The following is a 16,739-nucleotide window of genomic DNA, read 5'->3' as shown; positions in this document are numbered from 1 at the left end:
TGACCCCTCGCCCCGGCCCCGGCCTCGGCCCCCGCTTAATTCGGACGAGGCCGGGGTTCTGTCGGCGGTCGGGCGCGCACCTGTGGTGGGATCCATGAGCGCACAAGCGGGGAGAAACCGCCCCAAACAGCGGTTATCGACTAGTATCAATGGCGACACGACAGCCAGTCGTGCCCCAGATACTCAAGGAGTGACAAGTGGCTAAGGGACCCTCCCGCCTCGACAACGTGATCAGCCTGGCCAAGCGCCGCGGCTTCGTCTTCCCCTGCGGTGACATCTACGGTGGCACCCGTTCCGCGTGGGACTACGGTCCGCTCGGCGTGGAACTGAAGGAAAACATCAAGCGCGCCTGGTGGAACGCCATGGTCCGCCGCCGCGCCGACGTCGTCGGTCTGGACTCCTCCGTCATCCTCCCGCGCGAAGTGTGGGTTGCCTCCGGCCACGTCAAGGCCTTCACAGACCCGCTCATCGAGTGCCTCAACTGCCACAAGCGCGCCCGCGAGGACCAGCTCATCGAAGAGCTCGCCGAAAAGAAGGGCGTCGAAGAGTCCTCCCTGACCACCGCTGACCTCGTCTGCCCGAACTGTGGCGTGCGCGGCCAGTGGACCGAGCCCCGTGCCTTCTCCGGCCTGCTCAAGACCTACCTGGGCCCCGTCGACGACGAGGCCGGCCTGCACTATCTGCGCCCCGAGACCGCTCAGGGCATCTTCATCAACTACGCGAACGTCATGAACGCCGCGCGCAAGAAGCCTCCGTTCGGCATCGGCCAGATCGGCAAGTCCTTCCGCAACGAGATCACGCCCGGCAACTTCATCTTCCGTACCCGCGAGTTCGAGCAGATGGAACTCGAGTTTTTCTGCGAACCCGGCACCGATGAGGAATGGCACCAGTACTGGATCGACTACCGCAAGGCCTGGTACGTGGACCTCGGCATCGACCCGGAGAACCTGCGCGAGTACGAGCACCCCAAGGAGAAGCTCTCGCACTACTCCAAGCGCACCGTCGACTTGGAATACCGCTTCGGCTTCCAGGGCAGCGAGTGGGGCGAGCTCGAGGGCATCGCCAACCGCACCGACTACGACCTGCGCGTCCACTCCGAGGCCTCCGGCGCGAAGCTCGACTACTTCGACCCGAACACTAAGGAACGCTGGACCCCCTACGTCATCGAGCCCTCCGCGGGCCTCACCCGTTCCCTCATGGCCTTCCTCATCGAGGCCTACCACGAGGACGAGGCCCCCAACGCCAAGGGTGGTGTCGACAAGCGCGTCGTGCTCAAGCTGGACCCGCGCCTGTCCCCCGTCAAGGCCGCCGTCCTGCCCCTGTCCCGCAAGCCCGAACTGACCGGCCCCGCCCAGGAGCTGGCCGACGAGCTGCGCGGCATCTGGAACGTCGACTACGACGACGCCGGTGCCGTGGGACGGCGCTACCGTCGCCAGGACGAAATCGGTACGCCCTTCTGCATCACCTACGACTTCGACTCGATCGAGGACCACGCCGTCACCATCCGTGAACGTGACACGATGGAGCAGGTGCGCATCCCGCTCGACACGGTCAAGTCGTACCTGATCGAACGCCTGGGCTGCTGATTTGTCCATAGCCTCAACGTCCGCAGCGGCCCCGCTTCGTGTGGGGCCGCTGCGCCTGTGGACGCCCGTTGTCCTGGCCCCCATGGCCGGGGTGACAGACGTGCCCTTCCGACGCCTGTGCCGCATCATGGGCGAGTCGGGCCTGCCCGACCATCTGCGGCCCACCGGCATCCCCTCCTGGGCTGTCGAACCGGGGGAGAGGGCCACGGCCTCGTCCCCTCAGCCCCCGCGCGATGGCGCAGGCGAACCGCGCCACGTGGCCATCCCGCGCGTGGACGCGCCCGCAGGCCTGTACGTCACCGAGATGGTGACTAGCCGCGCCCTCGTCGAGGAGAATGAGCGCACCCTGGAGATGGTGCGCCCCGACCCCGCCGAGCGCGTGCGCTCCCTGCAGCTCTACGGCGTTGACCCCGCCGTCATGGCGAAGGCCGCGACAATGCTCGTTGAGCGCGACCTCACCGACCACATCGACCTGAACTTCGGGTGCCCCGTCCCCAAGGTCACGAAGAAAGGCGGGGGAGCGGCCCTGCCCTGGAAGCGCGACCTGTTCACTGACCTCGTCGCCGCCGTCGTGCGCGCCTGCGACCAGGCCGGGGAGCGCGTGGGGCGCGAAATCCCCGTGACCGTGAAGATCCGCATCGGCATCGATGCCGAGCACGAGACCGCGACCGAGGCCGCCCTGAGTGCGCAAAAACTGGGTGCCGCCGCGCTCACCCTGCACGCGCGTACCCAGAACCAGCACTACGCGGGACGCGCCCGCTGGGACGAGATCGCGCGCCTGAAGGAGCTGCTCGACATCCCCGTCTTCGGCAACGGCGATGTCTTCGAGGCCGCCGATGCCCTGGCGATGCTGGAGCGCACCGGCTGCGACGGCATCAGCGTCGGGCGCGGCGCCCAGGGACGCCCCTGGATCTTCCGTGACATCGTCGCTGCCTACCACGGTGGGGCCATCCCGCCCGGCCCCAGCCTCGCCGAGGTCGTCTCCGTCATCGAGCGTCACGCCGCCTGGTGCGTCGTCGACCAGGGCGACGAGGGGCGCGCGCTGCGCGAGATGCGCAAGCACATCGGATGGTACCTGCGCGGCTTCGCCGTCGGCGGCCCCCAGCGCCACGCCCTCTCCATGGTCTCCACCCTCCAAGAGCTGCACGATCGCCTCAGGGATCTTGACCTCGACCAGGCGTTCCCGCCAGCCGCCCGCGGGCCGCGAGGGCGAGCCGGCGGCGAAAAAACACCCCACCTGCCCGACGGCTGGCTGGACCACCCCTACCTCACGCAGCGCGAACGAGAGCGCCTGCACCTGGCAGAAATCGGATATTAAGCGAAGGAATCATGCCTCACTCATCTGCGCCCGACCCCGACCCTGTGCCCGGATTCGTCACCATCGGACGAGCCGCCAAAAAGGCGACCCTCGGGGGACGCACTCAGGTGATCGTGCCCGTCAGCGGTGACACGCGCGCCCTCACTGATCAGGTTGGCGCGCTCGCTTCCTGCCGCGCTGATATCGTCGAGTGGCGAGCCGACACCTACCTGTTCTCCCTGGTGGGTTCACACTTCGTGGCTGCCTCCGAGGTAGCCGACGACCTGGTGCGCATGGCCCGCTACGTCGCGGACGCCTCGCCCCTGCCCATCCTGGCGACCATCCGCACCTCCGTCGAAGGCGGCGAAGCGTCCCTGGACGATGAGGAATACTGCGCCCTCGTGGCAGCCCTGGCTCCCCACGTCGGAGGCGTCGATGTGGAGATCAGGCGAGACGGGTCTTCGGCTCTCATCGAAGACGCTCATGCGGCCGGCGCGCTCGTCATCGGCTCATTCCACGACTTCGAAGGGACCCCCAGCGACGACCAACTCGCCGAGGTGCTCGCCGACATGAACTACGCGGGGGCCGACGTCCTCAAGTTTGCCTGCATGGCCCACAGTGCCACCGACGCCGCGCGCGTACTCGGTGCGCAGGCATGGGCGCGCGAGGCCTACGACCGTCCCGTCATCGGCATCGCCATGGGACCCAACGGCGCGCCGACGCGCCTGGTCGGCTCTGCTCTCGGATCAGCTGCGACGTTTGCGACCCTGCCCGGTGCCGAGGGGAGTGCCCCCGGACAGTTCACCATCGAGCAGGCCCGAGCGGTCCTCGACATCGTCGAGGGCTCCGAGGCCTAGAGACACGTGTGGGGGGCGGGCCTCGTGGCCTGCCCCCCACAGCTATGTCAGCGACACGCTAGGAACGTTCACGCCTCCTTGGGCGTCACTGTCACGACCGTGTCAGAGATGCTGACCGGGCCGGGAGCGGCGGGGGTGATCTCGCCGAACTTCTTCTTGTTCGTCACGACCATCGGGGTGATGGTGTCGTAGCCGGCTTCGCGGATGACGTCCCAATCGACCTCAGCCAGGACATCGCCACGCTTGACGATGTCGCCCTTCGAGACGCGGGGCGTGAAGCCCTTGCCGTCCAGCTTGACCGTGTCCATACCGATGTGGATAAGGATCTGGACGCCGGAGGCGGACTTGAGGCCGTAGGCGTGGCCGGTCGGGAAGGCGACCGTCACCTTGCCGTCGCAGGGGGCGACGACGACCGCGTGAGCGGCGGGGGAGATGGCGACGCCGGGGCCGAGCGTACCGGAGGCAAAGGCCTCATCATTCACGTCGGAGAGCGCAACCAGCTCACCTGTCATGGGGGAGGTCAGCGTCAGGTCAGCCTTGGCCTCGTCGCTGAAAGACGGGGCGGGGGCAGCCTCAGCAGCCGGCGCGGTAGCCTCAGCGGCAGCATCCTCATTGGCCGGTGCAGCAGCGGCAGCCGCGGCAGCGGCGGCGGGAGCGGCGGAGACGCCAGCCTTCATGGCTTCCTTCTTCTCGCGAGCCACAGCCTTCTGCTCCTTCGTGCGGTAGTCGAAGAAGACGACCATCAGGAAAGCAGTAGTGAACGCTGCCAGGATGCCCAGACCGTAGACGGCCATGGGGGTGAAGACGGGGATCGTCAGCAGCGAGGTGAACACGAAGGTGTTCGTGGTTGCGCCGCCGCCAACACCGATGACCAGGCCGCCGACGACACAGCCGGTGAGCATGAGCGGGTAGATGCGCTTGAAGCGCAGGTGAATACCGTAGAGGGAGGGCTCGGAGATACCGCCGAAGAGGCCCGCGGCCAGGGCACCGGATGCCGTCTGACGCATGTCGGTGTCGCGGTCACGGATCGACAGGAAGAGCACGCCGGCGGTGGCACCGAAGCAGGCGAAGTTCCACGCGCCCATGGGGCCCTGAATGAAGTCGGAGCCGGTCGAGGCGATGTTGGCCAGCTGCAGGGCGTTGAGCGGCCAGTGCAGGCCGAGCGGCACCAGGAAGGGGTAGATGATCGGGATGATGATCGCGAAGACGATGGGGGCGTGGCCGTTGAGCCAGGCCAGGCCGCTGCCCAGGCCGTTACCGATCCAGATCGACAGGGGGCCGATCAGGAAGGCCGTCAGCGGCATGATGATGACGAAGGAGATGAAGGGGACGAACACCATCTGAACGTTCGAAGGAACGATCTTCTTCAGGCCCTTGTAGACCAAAGCCAGGAGCGGCACCATCAGCAGCGGCACGAACACCTGGCCGCCGTAGTCGGACAGCTGCAGGGGCAGGCTGCCAACCTGGGTGACGCACTGCTCGGTGCCCAGGGCATTCGTCGTGCAGGTCGTCTCGGCGAACGAGGTGGCGTTGCTCAGGCCCGTGAAGTTGGGGGTGAGCAGCGACAGGATGACGGCCGTGCCGACCCACGGGTCGATGTCCAGCTTCTTGGACGCGTTGTAGGCGACCATGGCGGGCAGGAAGTAGAAGACTGCGCGCCACATGGAGTTCACGTAGCCCAGCCACGCGGGAATGGTTTCCGCGCGGGTGTCGACGATGTGCAGGGCGTCGAGGACCGCCAGGAACGCCAGGATCAGGGAGGCACCGAGCAGGACGGGCAGGAGGGGACGGAACGAGTCGGACAGGTACTCGAAGAATGCGTCGACGAGAGCGTTCTTGCCACGCGCCTTCGCGCGGGCGGCGGCCTTGACGTCGTCGTTGGAGGCTGCGGTGCCTGACTTCATCGAAGGCAGGTTGTTGATCTCGTTGAAGACTGACTGAACGGCACCGCCAATGACGATCTGGTAGCGATCACCCGACTGGGGCACGGCTCCGAGAACGCCGTCGATGTTCTCGACCGTGTCCTTGTCGACGACGGAGGCGTCACGCAGCTCAAAGCGGAGGCGCGTGGCGCAGTGGGTAAAGTGAATGATGTTGTCGGGACCACCGACTGCATCGAGGATTTCCTGTGCCGTGTTGGACACGGGGGACTCCTTCCGTGAATGAGATTCGACGCTGAATGCGACTCCTGAGGTTTAGCATGTTTGAACAAATGAGGAAAGCTGCGCTGGGGTATCTCACAGTAACAATTTGGTAAATTTTCGACATCTGCTGCAACGAGGTTGCAGCAGATGAGCAAAAAACGCTGAACGGGTGTTTCTTTTCAATGCCTTTTATTCCAGATCAAAACCCATTAGAGCCTTCTCGTAATCTTCTCATCCCCTTCTTTCTTTGACCGGACATTCTTGGTGTCAGAGATTGATGAGGAAGAGGGGCCTCATCGTGACGAGGCCACCGTCCGTGCGGTTCTATCGCTCATACGCCTCGGGCCACGCGGGGCTTGCCGAGCACCGATCATGGACGAGGCCGTGGCGCGCTCGCGGGGTAGGTGTCCAAGTGCGGGGGCGCTGGCCGCGTACCATAGGTTTGTGAACGAGTTTTCTTTGGCAATCCCGGGTGTCGATGGCACTGACGCGGCCTCCCCGTACAGCCCGGCCGATTCTGAGCGCTGGGTGCCCGAGGACCACAAGTCGTCGGCGCGCACCGAGTTCGAGCGTGATCGCGCGCGCATCCTGCATTCCTCGGCGCTGCGCCGCCTGGGTGAAAAGACGCAGGTGCTGGGTCCGATCTCGGACGATTTCGTGCGTACACGCCTGACCCACTCTCTAGAAGTTGCCCAGGTGGGCCGTGAGCTCGGCAAAGAGCTGGGGGCTGACCCGGATGTCGTGGATGCCGCGTGTCTGTCCCACGACCTCGGGCATCCGCCCTTCGGGCATAACGGCGAGCGTGCCCTGGATACTGCTGCGGCCTCGATTGGCGGTTTCGAAGGGAACGCCCAGACCCTGCGTCTCGTCACCCGATTGGAACCCAAGGTGATCGGCGCTGGAGATGTGCCCGCGGGCCTGAACCTGACGCGCGCGACGCTGGACGCGATCTGCAAGTACCCGTGGGTCAAGTCGGGTGGCCCAGACCTGGCCAAGTCGACGCGCAAGTATTCGGTCTACCCGGACGACGCGCCCGTGTTCGCATGGATGCGTCAGGGCGCGCCGGCGGGCAGGCGCTGCCTGGAGGCCCAGATCATGGACCTGTCCGACGACATCGCCTACTCGGTGCACGATATGGAGGACGCGGTCGCGACCCGCAAGCTCGACCCCGCCGACCTGTTCGACGACGCGCACTGCGCAGCCGTCATCGCCTCGACGCTGGACTGGTACGGTCCGGCGGTGGCTCGCTCGGACCTGGAGGATGCGCTCGAGCGCATCGTGTCCATGCCCGTGTGGCTGCGCTCCTTCGACGGCTCCTACGCGTCCCTCGCCCACCTCAAGGATGCGACGAGCGAGTTGATCGGTCGCTTCTGTTCGGCGACCGTCGCAGCCACGCGCGAGACCTTCGGGGATGAGCCGCTGGGCCGCTACCGTGCGGATCTGGTCGTGCCGCGGCAGGTGCGCGCCGAGATCCAGATCCTCAAGGGCATGGCCGTCCACTACGTCATGAGTCCTCGCGAGAGTGAGCCGGTGTACTACCAGCAGCGCACGCTCCTGGCGGACCTGGTCGACGCCCTGTACGAGGCGGGGGCTGACTCCCTTGAGCCGGTGTTCGCCGCGCAGTGGCGGGCCGCCTCTGATGATCGCGTGCGCCTGCGTGCCGTCATCGACCAGGTCGCTTCGCTTACCGACGTCTCGGCCTCGGCCTGGCACGCGCGCTGGTGCGGGATGCTGTCCTCGCAGCTCTAAGCACAATCGGACCACGCGCGCGGGTGGGTCTCGGTAGACTGAAGCCATGGCGGGTCTGATTCGCAAGGACGATATCGAAGCGGTACGTAACGCAGTGAAGATCGATGAGATCATCGGCGAGCACGTAGCGCTGCGACCCGCGGGCATCGGCTCCCTCAAGGGCTTGTGCCCCTTCCACGACGAGCGCACCCCGTCCTTTAACGTGCGCCCCCACCTGGGCATGTTCCACTGCTTCGGGTGTGGGGAGAGCGGCGACGTCATTTCTTTCGTGCAAAAGATCGACCACCTGCCCTTCACCGAGGCCGTGGAGATGCTCGCACAAAAGGCGGGGATCACGCTCCACTACGAGGAGGGCGGCACCCGCGTGCGCACGGAGGAGCCGGGCAAGCGCCAGCGCCTCCTGGACGCCCACCGCGTCGCCGAGGAGTTCTACTGCAAGCAGTTGGGCAGCAAGGAAGCCCACAAGGGCCGCGAGTTCTTGGCTAAGCGCGGCTTCAACCAGGCGATGTGCGAGCATTTCGGGGTCGGCTACGCCCCGGCCTCGTGGGATTCGCTCACCCGACACCTGCGCTCGAAGGGCTTCACGGACCAGGAGATCCAGGTCGCGGGCCTGGGCACGACCGGCAGCCGCGGCATCTACGACCGTTTCCGTGGGCGCCTGGTGTGGCCGATCCGCGACATTACGGGCGCGACAGTCGGTTTCGGTGCCCGTCGCTTGGACGACAACGACAAGGAGTCGCCCAAGTATCTGAACACCCCCGAGACGCCGATCTATAAGAAGTCGCAGCTTCTGTACGGTCTAGATTTGGCGAAGAAGTCGATCGTGACGCAACACAAGGTGGTCATCGTCGAGGGCTATACGGACGTGATGGCCGCGCACGTCGCGGGCGTCACGAACGCAGTGGCCACGTGTGGCACCGCCTTCGGGTCGGAGCATGTGCGCATCATCCGCCGCCTGCTGGGCGATCATGCGGACCCTGCCGCAGGCGTCGTGCTCTCCAGCGGGCGTGCCCACGGCTCCGAGGTCGTCTTTACTTTCGACGGTGATAGCGCCGGGCAGAAGGCCGCATTGCGCGCATACGGGGAGGACCAGAACTTCGCGGCGCAGACCTTCGTGGCGGTGGCGCCGGGCGGCCAAGACCCGTGCGACCTGCGCCTGTCCCAGGGCGACCAGGCGATCGTCGACCTGGTGAACTCGCGCATCCCCCTTTTTGAGTTCGCGATTCGCTCGGTCCTGTCCCAGATGGACCTGCGTAGCGCCGAGGGGCGCGTGCAGGGCCTGCGCGCCTCGGCTGGCATCGTCGCGCACATCAAGGACCTGGCTCTGCGCGCCGAGTACACGCGCCAGCTCGCCGGATGGCTCGGCATGGACATGCGTACGGTCGAGCAGGCAGTCCGGGCGGCGGGCCGTGTTGAGGTGATTACCCCCGGTCCGCGCCCTGGAGAGATCGAGATGGCCGGTGCGGGTCGCCCTGCCCCCACCCCCGTGCGCCGCGGCCCCGAGGATCCGGTGACCCGCGTCGAGCGCCAGGCCCTCGAGGCGGTCTTACAGCACCCGCTCTACGTCGTCGGCTCCGGATTCGAGGAGCTGGACGGCCAATCCTTTACCGTGCCCACGCACCGCGCCGTCCACGACGCGATTCGTGCGGCCGGTGGCCTGGACGCCTTCACGCAGATGATGCGCCAGGCCGAGGCCCACTTCGGCCCCGGCGACAACGCGACCCTGGCGGCGTCACGTCACTTCGTCCAGGTCATCCTCGACGCGGCGGGCGAGTTCATCGGCCCTGCCGTCACCGAGCTGGCGGTCAACCCCCTGCCCGTCGCGGGCGAAGCCGACGTGCGCTCCTACTGCCGCGGCGTCGTCGCGGCCTTGGTTCGCATGGACCTCACCAGACAGTTAGGTGAAGCACGTGCGGCCCTGTCGCGCATGAATGAGGAGGATCCGCAGTACTCTGAGGTCTTCCGGTCGCTCATGCGTCTGGAACAACGCAGGCAAAACTACACCGAAAGGGATTAATACAACATGGCAGAAGTGGAGAGCTTCACTCTGGACCATACAGCCGTGAAGGCACCTTACGTGCGCCTCATCAACGTGGAGGCCGGCCCGAAGGGCGACCAGATCTCGAATTTCGACGTGCGCTTCGTCCAGCCCAACAGCGGCGAAATCCCGTCCTCTGGTCTGCACACGATCGAGCACCTGCTCGCCTCTCTGCTGCGTGACCGCATCGACGGCGTCATCGACTGCTCGCCGTTCGGCTGCCGCACGGGCTTCCACCTCATCATGTGGGGTACCCCCTGCGTCAAGGAGGTGACTGCCGCTATCGCCTCGTCGCTGCACGCCATCGCCGAGGAGGCGACCTGGGAGGACGTTCCGGGAACGGACGTGTACTCCTGCGGCAACTACCGCGATCACTCGCTGTTCAGCGCGCGCGAGTGGGCTCGGACGATCCTCGAGCAGGGTCTGTCCGTCGACCCCTTCGAGCGCGTCTTCATCGTTCACTGATCGAGACACACAATAGTCCGGGGCTCAGCCGAAAGGTGGGCCCCGGACTCGTCTGTGCGGGGGCGTCGCGTCAGGGGCGAGCGCACACCCGCCACGGCCTCGCCTCTTAGTCCAAGCCGACCGCGTCGCGCACGCTGGCCTCGAGGGCGTCGGCCTGGCGCTGAGCGGCCGCGTCGAGTGGGCCGTCGGCCGTCAGGATGGAGAACAAGCCGTCTGGTCCCCGGCGTACCCACGCCGTGATCGTCGTTCCGGCGTCGGTGTCCGCCTGGGCGAACATGACGATGGAGCGGTTGACGTACTCGCTGACCTGGCGCATGAACTCGTCCGGGTCTCCCTGGCTGCGCCCAGCCAGGGCCGCGCGGGCCGGGTCCACCCACTCCAGCGCGAAGAGTTCGCCCTCCGCCTCCCAGCGCGCCCGCGCCACGTCGTACCACGGGAAGACCTTTGGGACAGGCGTCTCGTCGCCGGACGAGGCCTGGGCTCCGAAGACGTACAGGCCCGACTTTGCGGCTGCCAGCCAGCGCCCGTCCTGAAGCTCCAGGCTGGGGGAGCGGCGCTCGCGGGAGGGCAGGGCGGAGGCAAGGGACTTGGGGAGAGTCGTCATGCGTTGATCGTATCCTTTCTCCGCATTGGTGCGCACAGGCCTATGCGTACGTGAAAGCGTACGATATGATGGGAGTGGAAAGGAAAGATCATGACTGCTGTGAGTGCCACTGCCGCCCGCTCGGATCTGTACCGGCTTATCGACACCGTGAATGAGGAGTCAACCCCGATCACGATCACCGGCCGTCGTGGGAATGCCGTGCTCATCGGCGAGGCCGATTGGTGTGCCATCCAGGAGACCCTCTACCTGCAGGGGATTCCGGGAATGACGGACAGCCTGAAGGAAGCCACTCGTGAGGACCTTGACGATGCCCTCGATGACGTGGAGTGGTAGTCGTGTGGCGGGTCGTTTTCTCCAAGCAGGCCGCGAAGGACGCGAAGAAGCTCTCTGCCAGCGGACTTAAAGCGAAAGCGCAGGCTCTCATTGAGGTTCTGACAGAGGATCCTTTCGCGGTGCCTCCCCGCTACGAGCGCCTCGTGGGTGACCTCGCCGGGATGTATTCGCGCAGGATTAACATTCAGCACAGGCTCGTCTATGAGGTCTTCGAAGAGGAGCGCACCGTTCGCGTCCTGCGCATGTGGACGCACTACGAGTGACGCACTGCGTGTCAGCGACCCGAGACTTGAGCGCTATCACCCATTTCGGCCAGGACGGCGGCCTCGATCTCGTCGGCCTCGATAATTTCTTCAGCCGTTATCGCCTGCGTGCCCGAGGTGATGCGCGAGTGGCGCATCGCGAGCAACTCGAAGCCGAGCGCCGCGGCCACGATAACCGCCACGACGATGAAACCGATGAGCACGCCGCGCGCGGTCGCCGGAGCAAAGCCCGCGTCCGTTGAAGTCAGACCCGCCTGCGTCATTGACACGATGGTCGCCAGGACTGTCATCGCGATCGCACCGAAGAACTGCTGGACCGTGTTCATGAGGGCGGTGCCATCGGCAGTGAGCGGGCCATCCACGTGAGTCATCGCGTGGGTCTGCGTGTTTGCGTACGCCAAGCCGAAACCCAGCATGAACATGAAGTAGAAGGTAGCCATCCAGCCGGTGGACAGAGACGTACCACGCGCCGCCAGGGCAATGCAGGACACCAGGGTTATCACCGCACCGACGAGGATCGGAGTGCGCGGGCCGAAGCGGTCTAGGAGAGAGCTGCCGATTGGTGCCATCACAGCGCCAAGGACCGCGCCGGGCAGAACCAGCAGGCCCGCGCTCATCGCCGATGATCCGAGAGCCAACTGGGCGGCGTTGGGCAGCAGGTAGCCGAGGCCGAGCGCTGCGAACTGGAAGAACGCGAACGCTAGGAGCGAGTAGCGGTAGGCAGGCGCGCGCAGTACCGACAGACGGATCACAGGGGTAGGAGCCGAATGCGAGCGGAGAACGAACAGAACGGCACCAGCGACGCCGAGGACGATGAGACCGAGGGACATCAGGAGGGAGGCTCCCTCCGCCAGCGCGGTCCCCGCGCGTTCAACACCGAGGACGAGGCCGACGAACGTTAGCGCGATGAGGGCAACCTGCACGATATCGAGCGAGACACGCGACACTTGACCGCCGGTGATGGAGGCCGAGCCGACGCATACGGACACAAGAACGAGCGCCGCGCAGATCCAAAACACCGCGCGCCAGGACGCGACCGTCCCGATGATGCCGCCCAGAATCGGGCCGAGGGCCGGTGCGGTGCCCAGGACGAGAGCGCCCACACCCATCAACGCGCCGATTTTCGAGCGCGGAGAACGGGTTAGGATGATCGTGAACATCAGGGGAGTGACGATACCTGTGCCCATGCCCTGGATCAGGCGGCCAGCCAACAGAAGCGGGTACGTGGGTGCGAGAGCCGCAACCAGTGCGCCGGTCAAGATCGAGCCGGCGGCCGTGAAGAACAGTGAGCGAGGCGTGAAACGGCGCTGGAGCCAGCCCGTGATCGGCATGACGATGGAGACAACCAGCAGGTAGCCGGACGTCATCCACTGCACGTCGGCCATCGTCACGGAAAAGTCGGACATGAGGGCAGGGAACAACACGTTGAGGACTGTCTCGAGGAAGAGCCCCAGGAACGCGAGGATTGCCGTTGCGGTGATCGCGCCGATCAGCTGGGGGAGATGCGGTCGGAAGATGCAGGAGAGCTCACTGCAGAAAAACCTTTCTAGGGCGCGCCGACGATCGCTAGGTGACGGAGCCGCAGCGGCTGCGTCGGGGTGTTCGGCACGCGAACGCAAGATGGCACTGTAGCGAAATAGGGAGGGGCTTCGTAAGCCGACATGTGGGTGAGAACTTCCACAGGGGTGGGGGAGTGGGTCACATTCCGAAATCAACCGGCCGCAATGCGGACGGCGGGCATATTCTGGCTTCATCTTTGTGAAAAAACCACGACAGGAGGCCTCATGGCATCGACGCAGCACACCCCCACGGAACTTGAGGCTGCCGGCGACCTGGTCCTGCCCGCCGCCGATGAGCTGGCTGGCCGTTTCCCCCTGACCCCCAACGCTCACCCGGCGACGCCGGAAGAGTACAGCGAGATCATGTCGACCCTGGCTTTTGGCAAGAAGTTCACGGATCACATGGCCCACATGCGCTGGACCCGCGAGGGCGGCTGGAGTGACCGTGGCGTCATCCCCTACGGCCCGCTCGAGCTGACCCCCGGTGCTTCCGTCTTCCACTACTGCCAGTCTGTGTTCGAGGGCATCAAGGCCTACAAGCGCGAGGATGGCTCCGTGTGGACCTTCCGCCCCGGCTACAACGCCGCGCGCCTGAACCACTCGGCCCGCCGCCTGGCTCTGCCCGAGCTGAGCCGCGAGGACTTCGTGGCCTCTCTCGTGGACTACGTGCGCGCCGACGTGAAGTGGGTTCCCGACGTCGACGGCTCCTCCCTCTATCTGCGTCCTTTCATGTTCGCCTCCGAGGAGTTCGTGGGCGTGCACCCCGCGGGTGTCGTCGACTACTACGTCATCGGTTCTCCCTCGGGTCCCTACTTCAAGGGCGGCCTGTCGGGCGTGGCCATCTGGGTGGAGCGCGAGTATCACCGCGCCGGCCCCGGCGGCACCGGCAGCGCCAAGGCGGGCGGCAACTACGCGGCCTCCCTGCTGCCCCAGATCCAGGCAGAGGCCAAGGGCTTCTCTCAGGTCTGCTTCCTGGATACCTACGAGGGCAAGTACCTCGAGGAGCTGGGCGGCATGAACATGTTCGTCGTCATGGCAGACGGTACCATCCGTACCCCCGAGCTCACCGGCGTCATCCTCGAGGGTGGCACGCGCAGCGCGATTCTGCGCATGCTGCGCGACCAGGGCGTGGATGTGCGTGAGGAGAAGATCGCCCTGTCCGAGGTTGTGGACGGCATTCGCTCGGGCGGCGTTGCCGAGGTCTTCGCCTGTGGCACGGCCGCTGTGGTCACCCCGATCACGCGCCTGGCTGGCGACGACTTCGACGTCGAGATTGCGGTGGGGGACAAGACCCGCGAGATCCACAAGCACCTCACCGACATCCAGTGGGGCCGCGCCGAGGATCCCTACGGCTGGACGTACCGCCTGGCCTGAGTATTCACGCGTGAGGGAGCCACGGCCTCGTCAATGGACGAGGTCGTGGTTTCTTTTTGTGGTCGCAGCGCGGCATCGATTCTTCCTGACAGTGGTGTCAGAACCTAACTAAGGCTATCCTTGGTTGTGGACGCTCGTGTGTGTCGTGTTGATAGGAGAACGATGAAACGCGTGATCGTTGTTGCCTGCTCGTGGGCAGCGGCTCTATGCCTGGCGCTCGCCTACCTGGTGATCGGCTGGGGCATCGATGATATTGCGGGAAACAATGCCTGGTCGACGTGGTGGATCGCCCTCGTAGGTGCCCTGGGATCGGGCTTCTTCGCGTGGGCCGTCAGCGCCCTCGGGGCGACCGCTATGAAGCAGCTGGAACCTAGGCTGCGCCACTCGATGATCCGACAGGTCTTTGCCCTGGGTCCGACGCAGCGCACCAGCGAGCGGGCGGGTCGCGTCGTCAACTCCGCGACCGACGGCGTCGAGCGTGTCGCCGCCTACAAGGGTATTTTCCTGGCCCCCATGATCGCGTCGCTGACGACCCCGATCCTCGTCGTCATTGTCGTCGCCCTGACCCTCGACCCTGCTTCCGGTGGATTCCTCGCTATCGCGATCCCACTCGTGCCTATCTGCGTCCTGGGCTTCCGCAAGGCATTCAAGCCGGTGTCCTCACGCTATCGTCACGCCTCGCGCCAACTGGCCGCCAAGGAACTCGACGCGATCCAGGGCCTGGGCGACCTGGCCCTCATGAACGCGGGCAAGGACATGGGGAAGCGCCTGGCTGATGCCGCCGAAGAGGTGCGCTCGAAGGTCATGAGCTACCTGGCTGGCAATCAGCTGATCCTCCTCGTCATCGATTCCGTCTTCTCCCTGGGCATGATCACCGGTGCGATCACGCTGGCCCTCATCCGCTACACGCAGGGGACGCTGAGCGTCGGCGGTGCCATCTCCCTCGTGCTGCTCTCCTCGATCATGCTTGATCCGCTGGACCGCATCGGTCAGTTCTTCTACATCGGCATGGGCGGCATCGCCGCCAACAAAGAAATCAAGAAGTTTAACGCTCAGATTCCTGCCGTCATGGACGCTGAGGGGGTCAAGGCCCCCGCGAAGCCGGCCAAGCCCGGCGAGATCCGCCTGGAAGACGTGTCCTTCGCGTACACGCAGGGCACCCCGGTCCTGCAGGGGGCCAGCCTGACGGTCTCCCCCGGAGAGCACGTCGCCCTGGCTGGTTCCTCGGGTGCGGGCAAGTCGACCATCTCCGCTCTGCTCCAGGGGTACCTGCGCCCCAGGAGTGGTCACGTGAGCCTCAACGGAGTGGACCTGGCGGATGCGCCCCTGTCGTGGGTGCGCGCTCAGAGCGCCGTCGTCGAGCAAAGCACCTACCTGTTCTCCGGCACGCTGCGAGAGAATCTCCTTCTCGCGGCTCCCACGGCGACCGACGCTCAGCTCGTCGAGGCCCTGCGTGCCGCGCACCTCGGCGACTTCTACGAGGCCCTGCCTGGTGGCCTGGACGCCCGCGTGGGTGCCCGAGGCCTGGCCGTGTCGGGTGGCGAGGCCCAGCGCATCGCTATTGCCCGCGCCTTCCTGAAGAATGCGTCGATCATGATCCTGGACGAACCCACCGCCCACGTGGACCTGGCATCCGAGCGCGAAATCCTGGCATCCCTCGACACCGTGTGCGCCGGGCGCACCACCCTGACGATCTCTCACCGAGACGCCACCATCAAGGGCGCTGACCGCGTCGCGACGCTCCAGGAAGGAACGATCCGATGACCCGCAGGCAACTCTCTCTTCGGCTCCTGTCGATCACTCGCCGCGTCTTGCCGCCGCTGGCCGCCTCCATTGTGGCGCGCGTCGTCTTCCTCATGATCGGCGTCTGCCTGTTCGCCCTGGGGGGCTGGGCGGTCGCGAGCCTGGCCGCCGGCACCAGCGCGTGGTCGATCCCCGTTATTATTGTGTGCGCCGTGGTTCTCAGCCTCCTCAAGGGCGGTGCCCGCTACCTCGAGCAGTTCGCCGGACACTTCGTGGCCTTCCACTGCCTGGCGATGCTGCGCAACTACTTCTACGACCAGCTTGAACCTCAGGCCCCCGCAGGCACGGACCGCCTGGATTCGGGTGACATCATGAACCGCGTGACGAAGGACATCGACCGCGTCGAGGTTTTCTTCGCCCACACGCTCGCCCCCGTCACCACGGCCATCATTGTGCCGATCCTGACGCTCGTGTGGATGGGAACCTCCGTGTCCTGGGCGGTCGCCGCCGTCCTGGGTCCCTTCCTGGTTGTTGTTGGAGCGATCATTCCGTTCCTGGGGTCGGGTGCGACCGCCCGCGCGGCCCGCGAGCTGCGCGACGCCCGAGGCGCGCTCGCCGCCCATGTCACCGACTCGGTGCAGGGCGTGCGCGAGGTCCTGGCATTTGGCGCGCAGGAGCGACGCGAGGCCGAGATGGATGACATCGAGGCGCGCATAGACTCCGGGCT

At 65.8% G+C, this 16,739-nt stretch carries 14 protein-coding genes; 11 read left to right on the top strand and 3 right to left on the bottom strand.

The window, feature by feature from the left end; genetic code table 11:
* The first annotated feature begins 197 nt into the window (after positions 1 to 197).
* From QZ149_RS01110 to aroD, 3 genes are all read left to right on the top strand, one after another.
* Positions 198 to 1,586 carry a glycine--tRNA ligase gene (locus QZ149_RS01110; protein ID WP_291448884.1) on the top strand — a complete coding sequence of 463 codons (1,389 nt, stop codon included), beginning with the start codon at positions 198 to 200 and terminating at the stop codon, positions 1,584 to 1,586.
* An 82-nt stretch (positions 1,587 to 1,668) separates the two neighbouring features.
* Positions 1,669 to 2,904, top strand: coding sequence for a tRNA dihydrouridine synthase DusB (gene dusB, locus QZ149_RS01105; RefSeq protein WP_291449025.1), 1,236 nt, complete (start codon positions 1,669 to 1,671; stop codon positions 2,902 to 2,904).
* A gap of 11 nt (positions 2,905 to 2,915) precedes the next feature.
* A complete protein-coding gene (gene aroD / locus QZ149_RS01100; RefSeq protein ID WP_291448882.1) occupies positions 2,916 to 3,740 on the top strand; it encodes a type I 3-dehydroquinate dehydratase in 825 nt (274 codons plus the stop codon).
* Between the two features lie 68 nt (positions 3,741 to 3,808).
* On the opposite strand, the gene QZ149_RS01095 is transcribed toward aroD, so the two are convergent.
* The gene (locus QZ149_RS01095; RefSeq protein ID WP_291448880.1) at positions 3,809 to 5,884 is read right to left on the bottom strand and encodes a glucose PTS transporter subunit IIA; all 2,076 of its coding nucleotides are present in this window, start codon (positions 5,882 to 5,884) and stop codon (positions 3,809 to 3,811) included.
* 444 nt (positions 5,885 to 6,328) lie between these two features.
* Between QZ149_RS01095 and QZ149_RS01090 the strand changes: the two genes are divergently transcribed.
* The 3 genes from QZ149_RS01090 to QZ149_RS01080 are packed head-to-tail and all read left to right on the top strand — an operon-like array spanning position 6,329 to position 10,136.
* The gene (locus QZ149_RS01090) at positions 6,329 to 7,633 is read left to right on the top strand and encodes a deoxyguanosinetriphosphate triphosphohydrolase (RefSeq protein ID WP_291448877.1); all 1,305 of its coding nucleotides are present in this window, start codon (positions 6,329 to 6,331) and stop codon (positions 7,631 to 7,633) included.
* Positions 7,634 to 7,679: 46 nt separating this feature from the next.
* Complete coding sequence (gene dnaG, locus QZ149_RS01085) at positions 7,680 to 9,650, top strand: DNA primase (protein WP_291448875.1); 1,971 nt, start codon at positions 7,680 to 7,682, stop codon at positions 9,648 to 9,650.
* 6 nt (positions 9,651 to 9,656) lie between these two features.
* Positions 9,657 to 10,136 (top strand): S-ribosylhomocysteine lyase, encoded by a 480-nt coding sequence (locus tag QZ149_RS01080; protein ID WP_291448872.1) that lies wholly within the window; start codon positions 9,657 to 9,659, stop codon positions 10,134 to 10,136.
* Between the two features lie 106 nt (positions 10,137 to 10,242).
* On the opposite strand, the gene QZ149_RS01075 is transcribed toward QZ149_RS01080, so the two are convergent.
* Positions 10,243 to 10,740, bottom strand: a complete 498-nt coding sequence (locus QZ149_RS01075; protein ID WP_291448870.1) for a hypothetical protein — start codon at positions 10,738 to 10,740, stop codon at positions 10,243 to 10,245.
* Positions 10,741 to 10,830: 90 nt separating this feature from the next.
* On the opposite strand from QZ149_RS01075, the gene QZ149_RS01070 reads away from it, so the two are divergent.
* Positions 10,831 to 11,073 (top strand): type II toxin-antitoxin system Phd/YefM family antitoxin, encoded by a 243-nt coding sequence (locus tag QZ149_RS01070; RefSeq protein ID WP_291448868.1) that lies wholly within the window; start codon positions 10,831 to 10,833, stop codon positions 11,071 to 11,073.
* Positions 11,074 to 11,075: 2 nt separating this feature from the next.
* Entirely contained in the window at positions 11,076 to 11,336 is a 261-nt protein-coding gene (locus QZ149_RS01065; RefSeq protein ID WP_291448865.1) for a Txe/YoeB family addiction module toxin, read from the top strand.
* An 11-nt stretch (positions 11,337 to 11,347) separates the two neighbouring features.
* Here the strand turns inward: QZ149_RS01065 and QZ149_RS01060 are convergent, their stop codons facing one another.
* The gene (locus tag QZ149_RS01060) at positions 11,348 to 12,955 is read right to left on the bottom strand and encodes an MFS transporter (protein ID WP_291448862.1); all 1,608 of its coding nucleotides are present in this window, start codon (positions 12,953 to 12,955) and stop codon (positions 11,348 to 11,350) included.
* 165 nt (positions 12,956 to 13,120) lie between these two features.
* On the opposite strand from QZ149_RS01060, the gene QZ149_RS01055 reads away from it, so the two are divergent.
* The 3 genes from QZ149_RS01055 to QZ149_RS01045 form a co-directional block, all read left to right on the top strand.
* Positions 13,121 to 14,269, top strand: a complete 1,149-nt coding sequence (locus QZ149_RS01055) for a branched-chain amino acid aminotransferase (protein WP_291448860.1) — start codon at positions 13,121 to 13,123, stop codon at positions 14,267 to 14,269.
* 162 nt (positions 14,270 to 14,431) lie between these two features.
* Positions 14,432 to 16,033, top strand: coding sequence for an ABC transporter ATP-binding protein (locus QZ149_RS01050; protein WP_291448857.1), 1,602 nt, complete (start codon positions 14,432 to 14,434; stop codon positions 16,031 to 16,033).
* Positions 16,030 to 16,739 (top strand): ABC transporter transmembrane domain-containing protein (locus QZ149_RS01045; RefSeq protein WP_291448854.1); only part of this gene is annotated, 710 nt, incomplete at its 3' end. The genes QZ149_RS01050 and QZ149_RS01045, both read left to right, overlap by 4 nt.

Origin of the sequence: Actinomyces sp. ICM47 (assembly GCF_905369875.1) — a bacterium.
Lineage (GTDB): Bacteria > Actinomycetota > Actinomycetes > Actinomycetales > Actinomycetaceae > Pauljensenia.
Note: the sequence above shows the minus strand (reverse complement) of the source record. Positions and strands in the feature narration are given on the sequence as shown.

Coding starts and splice junctions, on each gene's coding strand:
- dusB (WP_291449025.1), top strand. CDS start 1,669: ATGGCCGGGGTGACAGACGTGCCCTTCCGACGCCTGTGCCGCATCATG.
- aroD (WP_291448882.1), top strand. CDS start 2,916: ATGCCTCACTCATCTGCGCCCGACCCCGACCCTGTGCCCGGATTCGTC.
- dnaG (WP_291448875.1), top strand. CDS start 7,680: ATGGCGGGTCTGATTCGCAAGGACGATATCGAAGCGGTACGTAACGCA.
- QZ149_RS01080 (WP_291448872.1), top strand. CDS start 9,657: ATGGCAGAAGTGGAGAGCTTCACTCTGGACCATACAGCCGTGAAGGCA.
- QZ149_RS01075 (WP_291448870.1), bottom strand. CDS start 10,740: ATGACGACTCTCCCCAAGTCCCTTGCCTCCGCCCTGCCCTCCCGCGAG.
- QZ149_RS01070 (WP_291448868.1), top strand. CDS start 10,831: ATGACTGCTGTGAGTGCCACTGCCGCCCGCTCGGATCTGTACCGGCTT.
- QZ149_RS01055 (WP_291448860.1), top strand. CDS start 13,121: ATGGCATCGACGCAGCACACCCCCACGGAACTTGAGGCTGCCGGCGAC.
- QZ149_RS01050 (WP_291448857.1), top strand. CDS start 14,432: ATGAAACGCGTGATCGTTGTTGCCTGCTCGTGGGCAGCGGCTCTATGC.